Origin of the sequence: Vibrio sp. PID17_43 (assembly GCF_002608565.1) — a bacterium.
Classification (GTDB): Bacteria; Pseudomonadota; Gammaproteobacteria; order Enterobacterales; family Vibrionaceae; genus Vibrio.
In genome coordinates, this window is the sequence record NZ_LIXM01000001.1 from 162,572 (window position 1) to 180,679 (window position 18,108).

Annotated in this window: 11 protein-coding genes, 5 tRNA genes and 2 pseudogenes; 7 read left to right on the forward strand and 11 right to left on the reverse strand. The window is 44.1% G+C overall.

Translation table 11 applies throughout. The features are described from left to right. Nucleotides 1-60: 60 nt before the first annotated feature. The 6 genes from AK965_RS00765 to AK965_RS00790 form a co-directional block, all read right to left on the reverse strand. Complete coding sequence (locus AK965_RS00765) at nt 61-1,626, reverse strand: hypothetical protein (protein WP_143699922.1); 1,566 nt, start codon at nt 1,624-1,626, stop codon at nt 61-63. Further along, nucleotides 1,613-3,298, reverse strand: a complete 1,686-nt coding sequence (locus AK965_RS00770; protein WP_099077810.1) for a hypothetical protein — start codon at nt 3,296-3,298, stop codon at nt 1,613-1,615. Before AK965_RS00770 ends, AK965_RS00765 begins: the two co-directional genes overlap by 14 nt. 288 nt (nt 3,299-3,586) lie before the next feature. Further along, nucleotides 3,587-3,660: transfer RNA gene (locus AK965_RS00775), tRNA-Cys, on the reverse strand. A gap of 31 nt (nt 3,661-3,691) precedes the next feature. Continuing rightward, a tRNA-Leu gene (locus tag AK965_RS00780) sits at nt 3,692-3,778 on the reverse strand. Nucleotides 3,779-4,308: 530 nt separating this feature from the next. Further along, nucleotides 4,309-4,382: transfer RNA gene (locus AK965_RS00785), tRNA-Cys, on the reverse strand. A gap of 35 nt (nt 4,383-4,417) precedes the next feature. Beyond that, nucleotides 4,418-4,504, reverse strand: a tRNA-Leu gene (locus AK965_RS00790). A gap of 245 nt (nt 4,505-4,749) precedes the next feature. Between AK965_RS00790 and AK965_RS00795 the strand changes: the two genes are divergently transcribed. Continuing rightward, nucleotides 4,750-5,679 carry a CHAD domain-containing protein gene (locus AK965_RS00795; RefSeq protein WP_099077811.1) on the forward strand — a complete coding sequence of 310 codons (930 nt, stop codon included), beginning with the start codon at nt 4,750-4,752 and terminating at the stop codon, nt 5,677-5,679. 95 nt (nt 5,680-5,774) lie between these two features. On the opposite strand, the gene AK965_RS00800 is transcribed toward AK965_RS00795, so the two are convergent. The 4 genes from AK965_RS00800 to AK965_RS00815 form a co-directional block, all read right to left on the reverse strand. Then, nucleotides 5,775-6,020 (reverse strand): nitrite reductase, encoded by a 246-nt coding sequence (locus AK965_RS00800; protein WP_099077812.1) that lies wholly within the window; start codon nt 6,018-6,020, stop codon nt 5,775-5,777. Nucleotides 6,021-6,155: 135 nt separating this feature from the next. Further along, nucleotides 6,156-7,862, reverse strand: coding sequence for a D-lactate dehydrogenase (dld, locus tag AK965_RS00805; RefSeq protein WP_099077813.1), 1,707 nt, complete (start codon nt 7,860-7,862; stop codon nt 6,156-6,158). Between the two features lie 333 nt (nt 7,863-8,195). Then, nucleotides 8,196-11,483, reverse strand: coding sequence for a glycoside hydrolase family 3 protein (locus AK965_RS00810; RefSeq protein WP_099077925.1), 3,288 nt, complete (start codon nt 11,481-11,483; stop codon nt 8,196-8,198). A gap of 563 nt (nt 11,484-12,046) precedes the next feature. Then, nucleotides 12,047-12,120 (reverse strand) — tRNA-Cys (locus AK965_RS00815). 576 nt (nt 12,121-12,696) lie between these two features. Between AK965_RS00815 and AK965_RS00820 the strand changes: the two genes are divergently transcribed. The 5 genes from AK965_RS00820 (at nt 12,697) to AK965_RS00840 (ending at nt 17,586) form a co-directional block, all read left to right on the forward strand. Beyond that, on the forward strand, nt 12,697-13,212 hold the full coding sequence (locus AK965_RS00820; RefSeq protein ID WP_172438028.1) for an NUDIX hydrolase: 516 nt from the start codon (nt 12,697-12,699) through the stop codon (nt 13,210-13,212). A gap of 24 nt (nt 13,213-13,236) precedes the next feature. Then, on the forward strand, nt 13,237-14,241 hold the full coding sequence (gene ltaE, locus AK965_RS00825) for a low-specificity L-threonine aldolase (RefSeq protein WP_099077815.1): 1,005 nt from the start codon (nt 13,237-13,239) through the stop codon (nt 14,239-14,241). Between the two features lie 80 nt (nt 14,242-14,321). Continuing rightward, complete coding sequence (locus tag AK965_RS00830) at nt 14,322-14,648, forward strand: cytochrome c (RefSeq protein ID WP_099077816.1); 327 nt, start codon at nt 14,322-14,324, stop codon at nt 14,646-14,648. A gap of 230 nt (nt 14,649-14,878) precedes the next feature. After that, nucleotides 14,879-16,411, forward strand: coding sequence for a putative basic amino acid antiporter YfcC (gene yfcC / locus AK965_RS00835; protein WP_099077817.1), 1,533 nt, complete (start codon nt 14,879-14,881; stop codon nt 16,409-16,411). Between the two features lie 179 nt (nt 16,412-16,590). Next, the gene (locus AK965_RS00840; protein ID WP_099077818.1) at nt 16,591-17,586 is read left to right on the forward strand and encodes a succinylglutamate desuccinylase/aspartoacylase family protein; all 996 of its coding nucleotides are present in this window, start codon (nt 16,591-16,593) and stop codon (nt 17,584-17,586) included. 137 nt (nt 17,587-17,723) lie between these two features. Here the strand turns inward: AK965_RS00840 and AK965_RS00845 are convergent. Beyond that, nucleotides 17,724-17,852, reverse strand: a pseudogene (locus tag AK965_RS00845) (MFS transporter); the annotation flags it as partial. On the opposite strand from AK965_RS00845, the pseudogene AK965_RS00850 reads away from it, so the two are divergent. Further along, nucleotides 17,852-18,056: pseudogene (locus AK965_RS00850) on the forward strand (helix-turn-helix domain-containing protein); the annotation flags it as partial. The pseudogenes AK965_RS00845 and AK965_RS00850 sit on opposite strands and share 1 nt — an antisense overlap. Between the last annotated feature and the right edge of the window lie 52 nt (nt 18,057-18,108).

The window sequence follows — 18,108 nt, forward strand, 5'->3', positions numbered from 1 at the left end:
CCCGACAGTAGCCCATACTGCATGATTCATTTACATAGCTGCTCATAGTATGACCTTTTATTATTGTAAGTCATCCCAGTTGATAACCAATTCAGCGTTAAAGATCTTCACCGCTTTCTTGTCCCCTTTCACGTAAACAGCAAGATCAAAGTCTGGAGTTAATGGCAATCCGTTTATTGAGACCCCATTCGTCGCGACTGGTGAACCATCGGCTCCAAGATTAATGCTATTTTGACTCGCATCGACCCATCCTCGACTCGTTGATAGTGGTGACACACCTTTAAAATCCAGAAGATCAATCGTGGTTGTTGTGTAATCTCCCGTTGAGTATTTTTGATCCTCCTTATCAAATGGTGGCGTAGTACATTCGCTGCTGGTATTTGCAATCTCGAGGCTTGGCACATCCTGCCCATATTTATTGGCTTTTAGACGCCATCGCGGTCCAACTACAGACTCAACCGCTTCAAATGGGTCACGGTCGATACTGGTATACCAAGCATTGGTCATACCGGAAATTAAATCGCTAGAAAACGCATCCGACTGTCCAAAAGATGCATTTTTGTACAGCGTACCCGCAGGAATAAAGTCACCATCACCTTCATAACAATCACGTACCGACTGCCAGTTTGAACCGATGGCTAGGTAGCTAGGTAGCCGTCCAGTTGCTGCTTCATTCTCCATATCTTCTGGACGAATCTGGTCGTTCGGATTATTTGTGATTGAATGGGTAATCGTCAACGTTGCACTGCTTACTGGGTAAGCGGTTTCAGGGTTATCCTTCCATAATTGTGGCAATGCCATTCTGGCATAAAGGCGAACGTCGTTAGGCCGCTTTATTAAGTTCCCCCAGCGATATAACGGTTTTCCATCATCTTTTAGCGTAATGGAATAATCCTTACCTACGGCAATATCGTGCTGAACCGTTGACTCATTAGCGTCCATTTGCTCCCCTGGCACCATCGATGTTAATACTTCTTCCGTCACCTCAAAATTACGTACGATCTTCAGCACATCACTCAATTTATTATTCACGCAATTATCGACAATCTGACCGGTAGCAGGATCAAGTAGATCTCGCTGGATTTCTGTTGTGGAGTAAGGCACCGATACATTACAGCTAAGCACATGTTCCATCACCACATAATGTTCAGATGAACACTTCACACTTGACCCACCAACCCCAGAACACCAAGTTCCGTAACCATCTCGAGTCTTAAATAAGTTCGTTTCGACATTAGCAATAGCAACGCCATCACCATAGGTGTCATCGTTAATATTCCCTGCAAAGCCTTCGGCGTAGTCTTCATCAAATGTACGTGGTGCTGCACCAACAAAATCTGATACAACGTATCCAAAATTACTCTCAATAGGATAAAGTGTAATCCCCTCGTTATCCGTTACCTGTTGTGCGGCACCATCTGGGCATACGCTGTACGTACTGTCAGTCATACCACATATAACGGATTGATCCTCTGCGTAAGTGGCATTGTCCTTACCCCCCTGCACATCCATGACACTGAATGTGTGTCGTTGAACAAACGTATTTTGCGCCGCCAGTAGCCCAGGTGTGACGGTAAGGCACAAAAGGCAGGTAATGGTATTAATGCTAAATTTATAAGCCCTCATCGCTGTCACCTCCCAAATTTACTGGGGAATAATCTATATTTAGTGTCGCATTGTAGATTCGAGTCCCTTTCGCATCCCCTTTGATATAAACCGCAAGATCAAAGTCCTCTGTCAAAGGCAATCCATTGATTGACGTACCATTTCCTTCATCGGTTCTATTTGAGGCGCCGATATTGACCGAGTTTTTGCTCGCATCCACCCAGCCTTCACTGGTACTTAACGGCGATTCTTCACCATCACGGTAGTCCAATAAGTTAATGGTTGTCCTAGTTTCAGTTCCCACAACGTATTTATAGCTATCGTGGTTATAGGGTGGCGGTGTGCAGGATGCAAATGGGATCTCTAACGAAGGCACATCTTGACCAAACTTGTTCGATTTTAGTCGCCAGCGAGGCCCAACATTAGTTCCGCTATCAAATGGATCTCTATCGATCGTGGTATACCATGCATTGGTTAGACCTTTAGTAAGATCGGCAGAAAAACCGTTTGAATTGGCAAACGCGCTATTTTTAAAGAGCGTTCCTGCTGGAATAAAATCACCGTCGCCCTCGTAGCAATCGCGAGTAGAAACCCAGTTTTCGCCAACCACCGAATAAGATGGAAGTCTGCCTGTCGCCGCTTCGTTTTCCATATCTTCTGGTCGCAACTGATCGTTTGGGTTATTGGTAATTTCGTGGATGACGACTAACTCTGCTTTAATTACCTCATAATTCGCCCCTGGGACTTTCCATGCATTCGGCAACGCCATACGAGCATAAAGTCGGATATCGTTTGGACGTTTGACTGCATTCCCCCATCGATATAACACTTTCCCGTCGTCCTTTAAGCTGACACTGTAGTCTTTACCAAGCGCTAAGTCTTGACGAACGCTCGATTCATTCGCCGCCATTTGCCCTTCAGTAGGGTCATTGCTGGTGAGCTGCTCTGTGGTCACAACACCATCGCGAACAATAAATAATTCATCATCCAAACGCTCGTCACTACAACTGCCAATAATTTTATTTGGGCCAACCAATTCAGGATTCGGATCAACAAGGCTACGCTGCTCTCCACTAAGTGGATCTAGGAGTCTCAAATTTAAAAAATCAGTAGTGGCATATGGAATCGATTCATAGCAGGTCAGAATATGCTCCATCGTCGTGTAGTGTTCTGTGGAGCATTTCACTAAGCTTCCCCCTAATCCTGAACACCAAGTCCCGAGTAACTTAGGTGCCTTAAATACACCTGTTGGGGCATTCGCCACCATCAACCCCGCTCCGTTAGGCAATAGATTGATATTGTTAGCCCAACCCTCTGCATAATCACCATCTAGCACTTTAGATGCTGCCCCCACAAAATCTTCGATAACGTATCCAAATTCGCTATCGATCGGGTACAGAATTTGGCCTGATTTTTTTTCAATCAGTGGCTGCGTATTGTTGCAATCAGGACTTTCAGTCGTGATCCCACAAAGAATTGCAGGATTTTGGGCATACGTACTGCCGTCAAATTGACCGATAATGTCATCAACACTGAATGTATGAGTAACCGAATAGTTTATGGCTTGAGTGTCTTCGTCTTGGCAACCCATTAGAATTGTAGGTAGGCTTACGACGGAAATTAAAAAAAGCACAAGCGCTGTCAATTTGCTCGTAGCAACATGCCGTCGGCCATAATACGAGGAAAATTTCATGCTGCCCTCCTTATAACTCGAATAAATACACTTCTTATCGATAGGTATAGGACAGAATGAATGCTCACATCGTTGCTTATAAGTTTATTTTACTTTCACTTGATGCATATCAATGTCGGAACTAAAAATGCACCTCAGCGTACACTCAGAACAGGGTTTATTTAATGAAAATTGCAGATGGTTTGGGTTCACATTTGTCCAAATGCGTCCCATTTTTTAAAGCATACTTGAGGAGGTTGTTTGGATAAAACGACAAAAGCCAGTCATTAGACTGGCTTTCTAAAAGAATGGAGGCGCCTCCCGGAGTCGAACCGAGGTCCACGGATTTGCAATCCGCTGCATAGCCACTCTGCCAAGGCGCCTTACCGAATTGTTGTTCTCGTATAATTTAGATGGTGCCCCGGGCCGGACTTGAACCGGCACGACGCGAACGTCGAGGGATTTTAAATCCCTTGTGTCTACCAATTTCACCACCAGGGCAACGCAATCATGCGATGGACGACACCATCTTCTCTTCGGCTGTTGCCGTGAGAACGAGACGTACTTTAACGGATTGAGATTATAGGTCAACAGTTATTTTATTCTTTTTATTCAAGTGATTAAAAAGCCAACTTACATGTACATTCTCTACTCACATTGCTCAATCAACCTTCAATTAAACACTTGATCTGTGGTTTTGCATTATACCAATCTACAGCAGTCTCCATTTATCGGGCCAAGCTAAGATCATAAAAAACACCGAATTCTTTACCTCTTACGATTTAACTTAGTGTGTTCGTCTTTAACTGTACGAGGAAGCATTGCAAAACGTTCCCGAACTCGTTAATGAACTAGATCATTTTTCTATAGAGCGACTTGCTAGATGCAATTGATATTTTGTTCTAAACAATTTTTCATCGAAATCTGCTAGCCACCTATTTCTTCAGGTAGGTAAACCATTAACTAAGGCATTTTTTGAGGAAAATGTTGAATACAAAAAAACCAGCACTAAGCTGGTTTTTTCGAAATAATGGAGGCGCCTCCCGGAGTCGAACCGAGGTCCACGGATTTGCAATCCGCTGCATAGCCACTCTGCCAAGGCGCCTTACTGAATTGTTGTTCTCGAATCAAACACTGAGATGGTGCCCCGGGCCGGACTTGAACCGGCACAACGCGAACGTCGAGGGATTTTAAATCCCTTGTGTCTACCAATTCCACCACCAGGGCAACGCAATCATGCGATGGATGACACCATCTTCTCTAACGACTAGCGCCATGAGAACGAGGTGAACTTTAACGGATTGAGATTATAGATCAACAGTTATTTTATTCTTTTTATTCAAATGATTAAAAAGCAATCTCAAAAGAGCGTTTCATACTCAAATCGCCTAATGAACCGCCAGCTCTGCGGTGGCAGAAAAAACACCACTCGCCTTCTAAACTTAATATATGCTGTGCAATTAAGGAGCATCATGACACTACCAGCCAGACACAAACTAACACTAAGTTTGGACCCAGATGCAGATCTACATTTTTGCGTCCCGGCCTTCCTTCTTCATGAATTCAACTATGCACGTTCTTTAGAAGAAGGACTGGCATTGAGTCTCGACCCCGAATTTAACCATCAATATCGCGTCGCTCTGAGGCGAACCAGATCGCTCTGCCTTTTACTAAAAGAGACCCTGCCTCCTTTTGAATTAAGCATTCTAAAGCCGAGTCTTAAACTATTAATGAAGCAAACCAATAAATTAAGGGATCTCGATGTGTTCATCTTGGGTAAAGCCGCTTATTACGCGATGTTGCCAGAGCGCAAAGAATCACTACATAAAGTCTTTGCTCATATAGAAGCACGCCAACGTATAGAACAATCAAGAGTTAGTTTATGGCTACAGAGTGATGGTTACCAGAAAACATGTGTCTTACTGAGTAATAGCTTCCATCGTGCAATAAGTAATGACGATGATACGCTCCAAAACTCCACACTGGCGTTTTCAAATAGCAAAGTACTTAGTCACTTTACAAAGGTCATCAAAGCCAGTAAAAAGCTCTCCCCCACCAGCCCTGACGATGCCATTCATCGCCTAAGAATTGAGTGTAAAAAACTACGCTATCTTCTTGAGTATTTTTCAGTTTTCTATCCCGATGAGCGGCACAAGTCCAACGTAAAACATCTCAAGTCTCTCCAAGACAGCTTGGGGGATTTCAATGACACATCATCCCAACTGGCTTTCTTTAGGCAGCAACGTGAATCGAACGTATTTGGAAAAGAGGAACTGAAAACTGTTAAAACGTTGCTAAAAAAACTTAAAATGCACCACTTTGATGCTAGGTTATCCGTTTTAAATCACCTTAAAGATTTTCAGCGCGCAATCCATCAAAATGCGTCACTCAGTATTTATTGATGCTAATGAGTAAGTACATTCGAAAAAAGATTTTTTGATGAAAGGTAACAGATAAGAGCATATCTCCTAAACAAAAAAACGGATTTTGGATTGAACTATAGGGAAGCAATTTCTTTATCAAGTTGGTATTTGCTGTCAGTAACGATGCGCTCTAGTACTTCTACGCGCTGCTTTAAGTCTTCAACCTGCTTTTTGAGGCTATCTCGCTCTTCTTTGGCCATCTGATTGCGGTCTGATATTTCTAATGCCTTCACTTCCTTACGATGGTTCAGGATCAGTTTAACGATACCACCACCAAATATTGCCCCAAATACAATAAATACTATCAGTACGTCTTCCATAACGTCTTATTCCTTTTGTGTTATCTGCATCCAAGTCATTATAAGTAAAGCATTTAAAAGGCAAATATCAAATCTAAATTCCATCACGCAGGGGGAGGATTTGAATATCGTCGCACATGAGTAAACATCGTAAGCTTATGCACAACAATTGCAATTGCGCTTGTAGCGATCCATCATCCCTATTCCTGGGTTGAACATATTGGTTGGATCCAATTCATAGTAAAACGCCTGCAAACTGTTTTCTGCTTCATACAGATGACCAACATTATGTTCCGCGGGATATTTCGCTCCACGTGTATTTAGGTGCTCTAACATCAGCTTCTTCATACGTTTGGTATCTGTTCCTTTTTTAAAAATATAATCTTGATGGAACACATAACACATGAAATGCCCATAATAGAGAGACTTAACGAGGTTCTTACTTACTTCCTCAGGTAATGTTTCTAACCATTCCTCATCGTTACGTCGTAACGCAATATCGAGAGCAACAATGTCTTCCACTTCCTTGCGGTGAATGGTTTCGTATCGAATCGCAGCACCTGCCGCTGCAAAACGGTGTAGATACGCTTTCTTACCCTCTTCTGGCGTACATTCGAAGAAGTCACTGTCGTGCTCAGCCGCCCAAACTTCTTTGAGGTATTTCTGCGCTTCTGCAATACCGCCATCGCTCATTTTAAGTACAAGATGGTGTTCGTACTTATCACGGTATTCCAACATGCGCTTAGGAAGATGCTGCGGAAATAACTTGCTCGCGTAGTAGAGAAGAGTATCTGGCAGGTATTTACTGACTAAAGGTACACGCTCTAAGAAGTTTTCAACCTTGGCTTTTAGCGAGAACATCTTAGGCAGATTGTCCGTGCCTAACAAATCGATAGAAAGGAACACGTCTTTACCATATTTCTCCGCCATGTTGAAGATGTCACGGTGAAGGTACTCACCCATTTCTGGCAAGTTGTCAAACTGTGTAAGGAAGTCTTTTCTCAGCTTGGTAAGTTTATCTGGATCGTTAGTACCTAAATAGAACACCTGCTCTTTCTCTGGGATTGGATAGCTGTCGACTCGAACCGCAAACACACCCAGTTTACCCGCACAGCCGCTCGCCTCGTACAGACGTCGCTCGTCGGCATTAAAGCGCGATGGAATATCAGAAGTCACATCGCGGACACGTTCGTCGTACTCTTTGTCTGATGCCATGCGCTCATCATGAATCACTTTATCTGGATCAAAGTTACCATCTTGGATGTTTTGTAAGATCTCTTCAGGCGTCGAGCCTAAGCCTTCAATACCAAGATGGTTAACAAGATTGAGCTTACCCTCTTTGTCGACTTGAGCGAATATGGCTAATTCTGTATAGGCAGGACCACGTTTAACCAGAGCGCCACCAGAGTTATTTGCAATACCGCCTACAACGGTTGCGCCAAGAGAAGAAGAGCCAATCACCGAATGCGGTGCACGGTTAACTGCTCGCAACTCTTTTTCTAACGAATGCAGACTCGCCCCCGGAAGACAAATCGCTTGCTTGCCACCGTCTAACAGATAGATTTGCTTCATCTTGGTGATATTAATCACCACCACATCACGGTCGTAATCACTACCACTTGGCGTAGAACCTTCTGTCAGCCCCGTCTTAGCCGCCTGCATAATGATGATGCAATTGTTGTCCACACACTGTTTAATCACCTTCCACTGCTCTAGCAGAGTATTGGGAAAAACCACCGCCAACGCCGTGCCGCTTCCTGAGCGAAAACCGCTGCGGTAATACTTGGTTTTGATTTCATCGGTAAGGACGTTTTCGTCTCCGACAATGGTGACAAATGCGTCGATGAGCTGCTTCTGTTTCATATCCGTATCTCTAGTTATTATGCCTAGCCAATATAAGTAGTCCGAACCTGAACGTTCATGCCTCAAACGTCCGGCAACGACGCTCAGATGCAATCGGCCACATTAATTACTCATAGATTCATGAACTTACAATTTGCAGAACTTTATAATCAACAAAGAAACTTATCGTTCCCAAAAAGAAACAATAGCAAAGTACATTGTTAACAAATGTGCACCATATCGAAGAACAAGAAAGTTCACACTTGGCTTTTAAAGATTTCTCCAACAAGAAAGGCGAGCTAATGACGCTCGCCTTGTTATTACTCGATTAAGTAATTTTTCTGAACGGTCTGTTTACTTCGTAAAGTGAATATCACTGATTTCAAACTCTACGCCAGCTTGGGTGTTGGCCCACGCAGGGAAGATAGTGAACGTCTTAACGGTTTGAGCCCAGTACTTGTTATCAAACTTCTCTGCGATGGTGGTCATTGGCACGGTCACTTTTATATCCGTATTCAACGTAATGTTCTCCCCATCCAATTCAGGTGCAAAAATGTCACCGGTATCACCATCAGCATTCCCTAGCTTAAACACCAATCCGGTTTGATCGTTGTCAGACTTTTGTGCCCCCAATGTCGATACGTTAACCGTAAACACCAGCGAACCCGCTTCGGTGAAATTTTCTAAGTTTTGGACATCAAAGTTAAAATGCAGCAATCCCTTGTAAGCCTCTGGACTCGCACTGTTATAGACGACCAACGCGCCATCAGCAGCTTGCGTTGCCGTCATATGGGTTTCACCATCAGGAATAGGCTCCCATCCATCCGTAGTATATTGGTCTGAAGTATTTATTTGCGCGTTAAAGTCAGTAAAGATGTTGTACATGTCTCCCGTCAATGGAGGGAGCGCTTCATCTAGCATATCTTCACAACTTACTGCATCCGAAGGTAAGCCATCTGGATTCGGAACGTAACGAATCTTGCCTAGATCAAACTCCACAGCTTCAGTTGAATACATCATGAAAGGTGTGTTCAATATTTGGAAGCTCATGCCTGTGTCTTTCAAACATTGGAGCGGTACTTTGATCGTCGTCCAGACGCTATCGGATGGCTCAGGCAATACTTTGTTGATCTTGACTTCGCCACGGCAAGGGTATTCACAGTGAGTCGACAACACTAAGCTCTTCGGTGCTGTGGTTACCATGCGAATATCAAACTCCACGGTCGAATCGGCATTCATGTAACTGTTGTAGTCTGCCCCCTGTTCATCTGGTGTTTGCATGTAAATTTGCGCAGCTGAATTGCCAACGAAATCGCCAGTTTCGCCCGAGAATTTCACATTAATTGCCGACTGCTGCATGCCATCGTAGTTGATGCCTTTCGTCGTTACTGAGCCGATTGTGGTGGTGTCTTTGCTGATTTCAACGCCAGCCCAACCATTTGCACTACCGGACATTCTTGCAACAAACTCACCTTTTGCGTCTTTACCAAAGATCTCTAACGGGAACTCAGCAATACCATTGTCTGGCTCGCCCATCCCACAACCATAATCACGCGAATCGAGTGGAATGTCGTTTAAGTCTTCATAAAGCGCCGGGACATCAGTCTGATTAGCGTAGTTCAAACCATAACCGTACGGGAATAACGGCTTGTGTTCGCCTTCAATATCCTGCTCAATCAACTCACCGTTTATGCCATCAATGGGTGTTGTATAGTTAGGGATATTAAGAGCTTTGCGGTTGATGGTGGTCGAACACTTCTTAGCGCCCCACGAGTAAGAGAGCTTACCTTTGAAATCCGCGCCATCTTTTGCGAACAGCACATCAGTAATACCTAAACCTTCCGTTCCCGGTAGCCAAGCCGCAACGAACGCATCAGAGTTGTTGATCTCTTCATTAACGTAAAGCGGACGCCCAGAGAAGAATACCGTGACGACTTTGTACCCTTCTTCTTTTAGCGTTTTGATCGTATCAAGATCCTCTTGATAAGAGGCTTTTAACTTTGAGAATTCAAGTGTTTGAGCTTTGCTAATGTCGCCAAACATTTCTGCATAAGGATCTTCACCAATAACCACAAGCGCAATAGCATCTTCAGGTGTTGTAGCTGAAGCATCCGTAAAGACATTTTCTTCACCAACTTCTTGTTGCATTGCCATAAGCACCGTTTGTGCGTTCGGGAAGTCTTTCTCTATCGTGTTGCCATCACCTTGCCAAGAGAGCGACCAACCACCCGTTTGTTTGGTGATGTCGTTGGCAGCTGAACCTGTTACCAAGAATTTCGCATCTGATTTCAAAGGCAGAATTTGATCCTGGTTCTTAAGCAACACTAAGGTTTCTGAAACCGCTTGGCGCGCAATAGCAACGTGTTCTGGCGCGCTGAGCACGGATTGGTCACCCGCTAACGAACGCTCAGATGGCTTAGGTTTCTCCCAAAGGTTTGCACGCATTTTGACGCGCAGAATACGGGTTACGGCATCATCAATACGAGACATTGGGATCATACCTGCGTTAACTTGGTCAATTACATTCTGATAGAACGCTTGCCAATCGTTACGCGAGGTCACCATAAACACGTCATTACCGGCGATCACTGCTTGCGGACAGTTTGCGGCGGTACAGCCATTGATTTCCCCTTGTCCGTTCCAATCTGTAACGACTAAACCGTCAAAACCTAATTTACCCTTCAGGACATCAGTGATCAGGTATTGTGAGCCGTGGATTTTCTGGTTTTGCATGTAATCGCCACCATCCTCAGCACCGTCGATACCGACCATAGGATCATAGTTGACATCGTTCCACCATGAGTTAAACGAAGACATCACCACTTGCGCGCCCGCATTCAAACCTCCTATGTAGCCCATTGCATGGATGTTACGTAGGTACTCTTCTGTGTAACGGTTCTCACCATGGTCAACGCCGCCCAACGTACCACCGTCACCTACCCAGTGCTTCACGTTAGAGATTACGTTGGTGTCCCCTTTCAAGCCCTCTTCGCCACCCTGAATACCTTCCACCATGCGCTTCGCATATTCATATACGATTTCTGGATCTTCAGAGTAACCTTCGTATACACGCCCCCAACGATAATCGCGTGGCGTCGCAACGGTCGGTGCAAATGTCCAATCAAGACCTGTCGCAACAACCTCTCTTGCGGTCGCTTTTCCGATTTCTTCAATCAAATCTGGGTTGCGAGCTGCCCCCAAACCGATGTTATGAGGGAATACCGTCGCCATAAAAACGTTGTTGTGGCCATGAACTGCATCGGTTGCCCACATAAAAGGAATTCGAAACCCTCTCTCTGCGTAAGCTTCTTCTAATGCCAGCCAAAACTTATCCGCTTCATCCGCCCAATCTTGTGCGGTTGAGTATTTATCATCATTTGGGAAGCCGCCGCCACCATTTAGGATAGAGCCCAGCTTATAGGTTTTCGCCTCCTCCGGTGTTACTTCGCGAAGATCCGGCTGAATCATTTGCCCCACCTTTTCTTCCAGCGTCATTAACGCAAGAATCCTCTGAATTTCAGCCTCCATTGCATCATCTTTTTGGATGGCACTGTCGACATCCGTCCATTCTGCAAAATAAGGAATTGGACTGGTTGAAATCGTGTCACTATCTGAGTCATTGCAGCCTGAGATCATCGCCATTGAGACAAGAATACTGACGATTGTTTTCTTTGTTCGTAGCACGTTATAGCTCCTGAAATATTTTGTTATCCAACGAAACCACACGTTAAAAACGTGCAAGTCACGGCTTATTTTTCACTACAGGGGTTTTATTTAGACTACTGAAATAAAAAACAAATAATGCTGTTTTAGTCACAGAAATGGCTCGTTTAGTTAGAAATGTTAGTTCATGAAACAAATAAACAAATTGCCGAATTTTGCTAAGGTGCGATACCCCATATGACAGAAAGCGACTGGTACTTTTGAATGATATGAACGTTATTTTACAGATTCATAGAAATGTGATTTATTTAAAGTCTTAACAAAGTGCACTAGTGATACGCATTCCATATTCAACAAATTAAAATTGAGTGAAGTTGCATAACTTTGAAGTATATTCACACAAATGAAGTCGATTATTTTTCACCGCGTTTTAAGTTCGACATTGAGTACAAATCCAGAGAAATAAGATTTGATGATTTAGCTTACCGAGAGGAATTTGAGGTATAAAAAAAGACGCCATAAAGACGTCTCTTTTAAGAATTTGGAGGCGCCTCCCGGAGTCGAACCGAGGTCCACGGATTTGCAATCCGCTGCATAGCCACTCTGCCAAGGCGCCAAATTGTCAACGCTTGCGATACGGTACTCGCTGCGTGCGTTGCTACTTTACGGATTAAAGCATAATAGTCAAACAAAAATCTGTGCTTTTACGTGCGTTCGCTTTGTTTTGAATCAAATGGCTGGAGATTTGATCTATTTGAGCAAAAATAGGGCTACATTAATGACTAATGACTCCCTACACGGTTAAGAATACGCCCGACCACGTTGCGATGATAAGACCAAGAAGGAAGACGCTTTCGCTAGCTTGTTGATACGCTCTGAAAGAAGTGCCTATTCTGCTTTGGATGCAAAAGATGGTTGAATCATAGAAGCTCTAGCTGTCGAACTGAGGCTGTATATAATTTTATACATTTACTATCACTTTGTTACTAGTGTATTTTTTGTGACCCCCCTCTTATACCAGAAGTTTTTGCAGGCGTGCGGGAGCAACCATAGCTTTTATTTATGAGATGTAGATCACTAAATAATCTGATTTAGCAAGAGTACGAAACCATTTTCTTCTTTTGTTTCCGATGGTTTGTGGTTAATGTTCAACACATGTCAATGCGCGGTTACATCTAGGATTCACAGCTGCATGAGTAATACAATTCATAAATGGAAGCAGATTTCTTTAATTGAAGAACAAGTTGAACTTCCTACTGGTCGGATGATCACACATACCACTATCCAACACCCCGGTGCTGCCGTTATCTTACCTATTACATCAGATGGCTACATCGTTCTTGTTAATCAATTCCGCCCCTCTCTTAACAAATGGCTGCTTGAATTGCCTGCTGGTACGCGTGAAGGTGATGAAGATCCGTTGCATTGTGCCCAAAGGGAATTAGAGGAAGAAACAGGATACAGCGCTGACAAGTTCACATCGCTTGGTCAAGTGACTCCGCTTGCTGGTTTCTGTGATGAAATCCAGTACTTGTTTGTTGCCGAACAGCTGAACAAGACCAATCGATACGAGTGTGATGATGACGAAGTGATTGAAGTAGTAACATTGTCACGAGAAGAGCTCGAACAACAAATTATTCAAGGCATTGTTACTGATGCCAAAACTATCGCTTGCCTAAGCAAAGCTCGTCTTTGCGGTTATATTTAGGTCTTTTCGACCGAGGAGAGAATTATGGACTTTCGTTCTGATACCGTTACGCAACCAACCCAAGCCATGCGGGAAGCCATGTTTACCGCGCCTGTCGGCGATGACGTATACGGCGATGACCCTACCGTAAATGAATTAGAACAATTTGCAGCCGAGCTTGCGGGTTTTGAAGCGGCGATGTTCACCACTTCTGGTACACAAGCTAACTTACTTGGCTTAATGGCGCACTGTGAACGCGGTGACGAATACCTATGTGGTCAGCAAGCACACAACTACAAGTACGAAGCTGGTGGCGCTGCGGTACTCGGCTCTATTCAACCTCAACCGATTGAAAACAACCCAGACGGCACTCTGCCATTCGATAAACTAGAAGCAGCGATTAAACCAGATGATGCACACTTTGCGCGTACTCGCCTACTAAGCTTAGAGAACACCATCAACGGTAAAGTGATTCCTCTTTCTTACCTTGCACAAGCTCGCGAATTTGTAAACAAACATAACTTACAGATGCACCTAGACGGCGCTCGCGTATTCAACGCAGCCGTTGCACTTGATGTTCCTGTAAAAGAGATCGGTCAGTATTTTGATTCGATGACGATCTGTCTGTCGAAAGGTCTTGCTGCCCCTGTAGGTTCATTATTGCTTGGCAGCAAAGAGTACATCGCTAAAGCACGTCGCCTAAGAAAGATGGTCGGCGGTGGCATGCGCCAAGCAGGGATTCTTGCTGCAGCGGGCAAACTGGCGCTTACTGAACAGGTTGAACAGTTAAAACAAGACCACATCAACGCAAAAATGCTGGCTGAAGGCTTAGCTGAATTGCCTGGTTTTTCGGTAAACCCTGAATTTGTTCAAACCAACATCGTATTTGCAAAGCTTGAGCCTGAAGTAGACATCGTTGGCATTGCTGAAAAAATGAAAGAGCAAGGCATTACAATCACACCAGCAAATCCAATTCGCTTCGTGACACACAAAGATATTTCGGCACAAGACATCGATATCTTCCTATCTAGCCTTAAATCTCTACTTTAACTTGATTTTGATCATTGAGCTTCCCCTTAGGGGAAGCTTTATTATATCTCGATCCCCGTAATTTAATTCGAGAACACTCCATGCTTAGATACGTATTTTTGACGTCTCTTCTTCTTTCTTCCTCTATTATGGCTAAACCTTTCGGGGATGCCGATAAAGGCAAAGTAAAATCACCAAGCTGCGTGTATTGCCATGGTGCTAACGGCATGACCAGTAACGACACTTACCCTAATCTTGCCGGACAAAATGCCAAATACCTCTATGATTCAATGAAAGCTTATCAAAATGGACTGCGCACAGGTCCATTAGCAGAAATGATGGCAGCACAGTTAAAAGTGCTGAATGACGACGATCTACGCGACGTCGCGGCATTCTATGCAAGCCAACCCGTTCAATTTGCCAAATAGCACGCATAAACTGAATAAATAACCTGAGCTCGCATATTTATGCGAGCTTTTTCCTGCCCAAAAACACAACAAATCTTCAATACATTTAACCTATAAAACACTGATTTATAAATTAAGGCTCTCCAGATCAAATTATTGATGAATTTATAGTTCACAAACTCAGTTATTATTGACTTTTTATTCTAATTTATCGATATTTCATGCTTTCCACATTCAACGTGAAATAGGTTATGTCTCACACACACGCTCAGCCATCGGAATCGGCGGCAACACCAAAATCATGGCAGATGCCTGATACTCTCATTTTAATCTTCATTGTTGGTATCTTTGCTGCGATTCTTACCTACTTAATCCCTGCTGGTCAATTCGATAGCCAACAAGTAACTTACATGGTCGATGGTGCAGAAAAAACACGCACCGTTATCGACCCTGCATCTTTCGCGTATGCTACCAACGAGAACGGTGAACTGGTGTACAACACCGTTGGCCTTTTCGCCTCTGGCGGTGGCATTGGTCTAATGAACTTCCCATTTGAAGGCTTAGTTTCGGGCTCTAAATGGGGCAGCGCAATCGGCGTAATTATGTTCATGCTGGTTATCGGTGGCGCATTTGGCGTTGTAATGCGCACTGGCACAATCGATAACGGTATCTTACGCCTTATCGACAAAACGAAAGGCAACGAAGCGTTATTCATTCCTGTTCTGTTCTTGCTGTTCTCTTTAGGCGGCGCAGTATTTGGTATGGGTGAAGAGGCTGTCGCGTTTGCCATTATCATTGCACCACTGATGGTTCGCCTCGGTTACGATGGTATCACAACCGTCATGGTGACCTATGTTGCGACTCAGATTGGTTTCGCAACATCTTGGATGAACCCATTCTCAGTGGCAATTGCACAAGGCATCGCGGGGATTCCTGTCCTTTCTGGCATGACGGTACGCATGGGTCTATGGGCTGGCTTTACATTAATTGGTATTGCTTTCACCATACTTTATGCATCTCGCATTAAAGCGAACCCAGAGCTTTCTTACAGTCGTCGTACCGATAAATACTTCCGTCAACAAGAGCTAAGCAACCACGACTCACGTTGGAACCTAGGTGATACGCTAGTGATCCTTACGGTTGTCGCAACAACAGTATGGGTGGTTTGGGGCGTAGTGGCTAATGCATGGTACATTCCAGAAATCGCTTCTCAATTCTTCACTATGGGCTTTGTGGTTGCAATTATCGGTACTCTTTTCCGTCTGAACGGCATGACACTAAACTGCGCGGCTGACGCATTCAAAGAAGGTGCGGCAATCATGCTAGCTCCTGCTCTTTTGGTTGGTTGTGCAAAAGGGGTTTTGCTTATCCTAGGTGGTGGCACCACAGATGAAGCAAGTGTACTTAACTCCATCCTAAACAGTGCAGGTAATGCAATCAGTGGTCTTCCAGACGTTGCGGCGGCGTGGTTAATGTATGTTTTCCAGTCAGTATTCAACTTCTTCGTGACTTCAGGTTCTGGTCAAGCAGCGCTAACAATGCCTCTACTGTCTCCTCTTGCAGACATTGCAGGTATCACTCGTCAAGTTGCGGTACTTGCTTTCCAACTTGGTGATGGTTTAACAAACATCATCGTACCGACTTCAGCATCTCTAATGGCAACGCTAGGTGTGTGTCGTATTGACTGGGGTGACTGGGCGAAATTCTGCTGGCGCTTTATGCTTTTACTCTTTACCCTATCGAGCATCGTCGTTATCGTAGCTCACATGATGGGTTTTGCGTAAACTAAATACTTTTTAGTGAAAAGGCGAGACGGGTTCTCGCCTTTTATATTTCAAGCCAATTGGTATATACCGAAGTAGCCACAAAATGTGCCGTTCTGCAAGAATGCACCGTATTTTGTCGTTTGACGTTACTTGGGTATAGACATCAACATCGATGTTTTTTTGGAGTATCCGCTTTAATGGCAACACAATTTTTGGATGACGTCATTCAAGGTCATCACGTCATTCAATCTCTTGATGTAACAGACTTACCTGCGGGTGAGCATAAGTTTTGGTTCCGCATCGCAACCAATGCCCTTTCTCAATGGCAACATTTGCCTGTATTGGTATTTAAAGGTGAGAAACCGGGTAAGAAAATCATGATCACCGCAGGTGTTCATGGTGACGAATACAACGGCGTTTTAGCGGCGCAAAAGACCGCACGTGAACTGATTGGTAAAGAATTCGCAGGTACGGTGACTATCGTCCCGACTATCAACCTGACTGGTATGTTAAACCACAGCCGTGATTTCTACTCAGCGGATCCTGATTGCTCTCCAGCTAACCTAAACCGCTTTTTCCCAGGTGACGTTAACGGCAACGAAGCAAGTCGCTACTTATTTGCATTGTGGAATAACCTGCTGAAATATAATGCAGAACTGGCGATTGATTTACACACACAAACCAGCGGCACCGTTTACCCGCTTTATGTATTTGCTGATTTTCGTATTGAACAATCGCTTGAAATGGCTCGCCTAATAAATCCAGACGCCATCCTTAACGATCCAGGCGATGCCGGTGTGTTAGAAACGGTGTGGAACAACAACGGCATCCCTAGCATCACGATTGAAGTCGGTATGGGGCGTTACACTGAGCAAGAACTGATCGACCGCACAGTAACAGGCATCTTAAACATTCTAAAATGCAACGGTGTGATTTCTGGTGAGCCAGAAACACTAACGCCTTGTATCGAGGGCAATGACGTTGTTAGCATCCGAGCGGAACTGGGTGGCTTTGTTCTTCCTCAAGTTAAAATGATGGATACCGTTGAACAAGGTCAATTAGTCGCGATTCAATACGACAGCTTTGGTGATGAGATCCAACGTTACACTGCGCCAACAGAAGGCACTGTGCTGAGCCACAACATCGAATCGATTCGAGCACCAGGTTCTTTAGTGGTTCGACTAATTAAATAGCTATTTTGCGTTGAATATTTTTTAGCCCTACCAATTTTGTAGGGCTTTTTATCTCTGGTTTATTTCACTTTGTGTGACATTGTCACTAAACACACTAGCAATGCCATCACAACAAACAACATTGGAACTAAGAACCAGATAGCAATCAATGTTGATACACCGTAAACCAATAACCCTAACAGTATGGTTGGCCTTCTGCCCAATTTGTCCGCCAATATTCCCCACTCCACGACACCAATGGCGAACGCCGAAAAATAGATCGACAAAAGCAGCAACCGGCATGTCTTATCAAGATTGGCGTCAACAATGGCGACTGCTTAAAGCCATCGAACTCTTATGTGAAGAAAGACAAGTCAGTGATGTTGCCCATTGTTTGGAGTTCTCACCAGACAGCGCATTTATTGCGTTCTTTAAAAAAGCAAACCGGACAGACACCACTAAGTTTTATGAAACATCGAACCTTACTATAAATTTGGCCTGAACGTGAGTGACTAAGGTTTCAATGCAAAGCATTTACTGCCC

What these genes read in the sequence shown, in the direction of transcription:
- AK965_RS00765 (WP_143699922.1), bottom strand. Translation starts at nt 1,626, where the DNA reads ATGAGGGCTTATAAATTTAGCATTAATACCATTACCTGCCTTTTGTGC.
- AK965_RS00770 (WP_099077810.1), bottom strand. Translation starts at nt 3,298, where the DNA reads ATGAAATTTTCCTCGTATTATGGCCGACGGCATGTTGCTACGAGCAAA.
- AK965_RS00795 (WP_099077811.1), top strand. Translation starts at nt 4,750, where the DNA reads ATGACACTACCAGCCAGACACAAACTAACACTAAGTTTGGACCCAGAT.
- AK965_RS00800 (WP_099077812.1), bottom strand. Translation starts at nt 6,020, where the DNA reads ATGGAAGACGTACTGATAGTATTTATTGTATTTGGGGCAATATTTGGT.
- dld (WP_099077813.1), bottom strand. Translation starts at nt 7,862, where the DNA reads ATGAAACAGAAGCAGCTCATCGACGCATTTGTCACCATTGTCGGAGAC.
- AK965_RS00810 (WP_099077925.1), bottom strand. Translation starts at nt 11,483, where the DNA reads ATGGCGATGATCTCAGGCTGCAATGACTCAGATAGTGACACGATTTCA.
- AK965_RS00820 (WP_172438028.1), top strand. Translation starts at nt 12,697, where the DNA reads ATGAGTAATACAATTCATAAATGGAAGCAGATTTCTTTAATTGAAGAA.
- ltaE (WP_099077815.1), top strand. Translation starts at nt 13,237, where the DNA reads ATGGACTTTCGTTCTGATACCGTTACGCAACCAACCCAAGCCATGCGG.
- AK965_RS00830 (WP_099077816.1), top strand. Translation starts at nt 14,322, where the DNA reads ATGCTTAGATACGTATTTTTGACGTCTCTTCTTCTTTCTTCCTCTATT.
- yfcC (WP_099077817.1), top strand. Translation starts at nt 14,879, where the DNA reads ATGTCTCACACACACGCTCAGCCATCGGAATCGGCGGCAACACCAAAA.
- AK965_RS00840 (WP_099077818.1), top strand. Translation starts at nt 16,591, where the DNA reads ATGGCAACACAATTTTTGGATGACGTCATTCAAGGTCATCACGTCATT.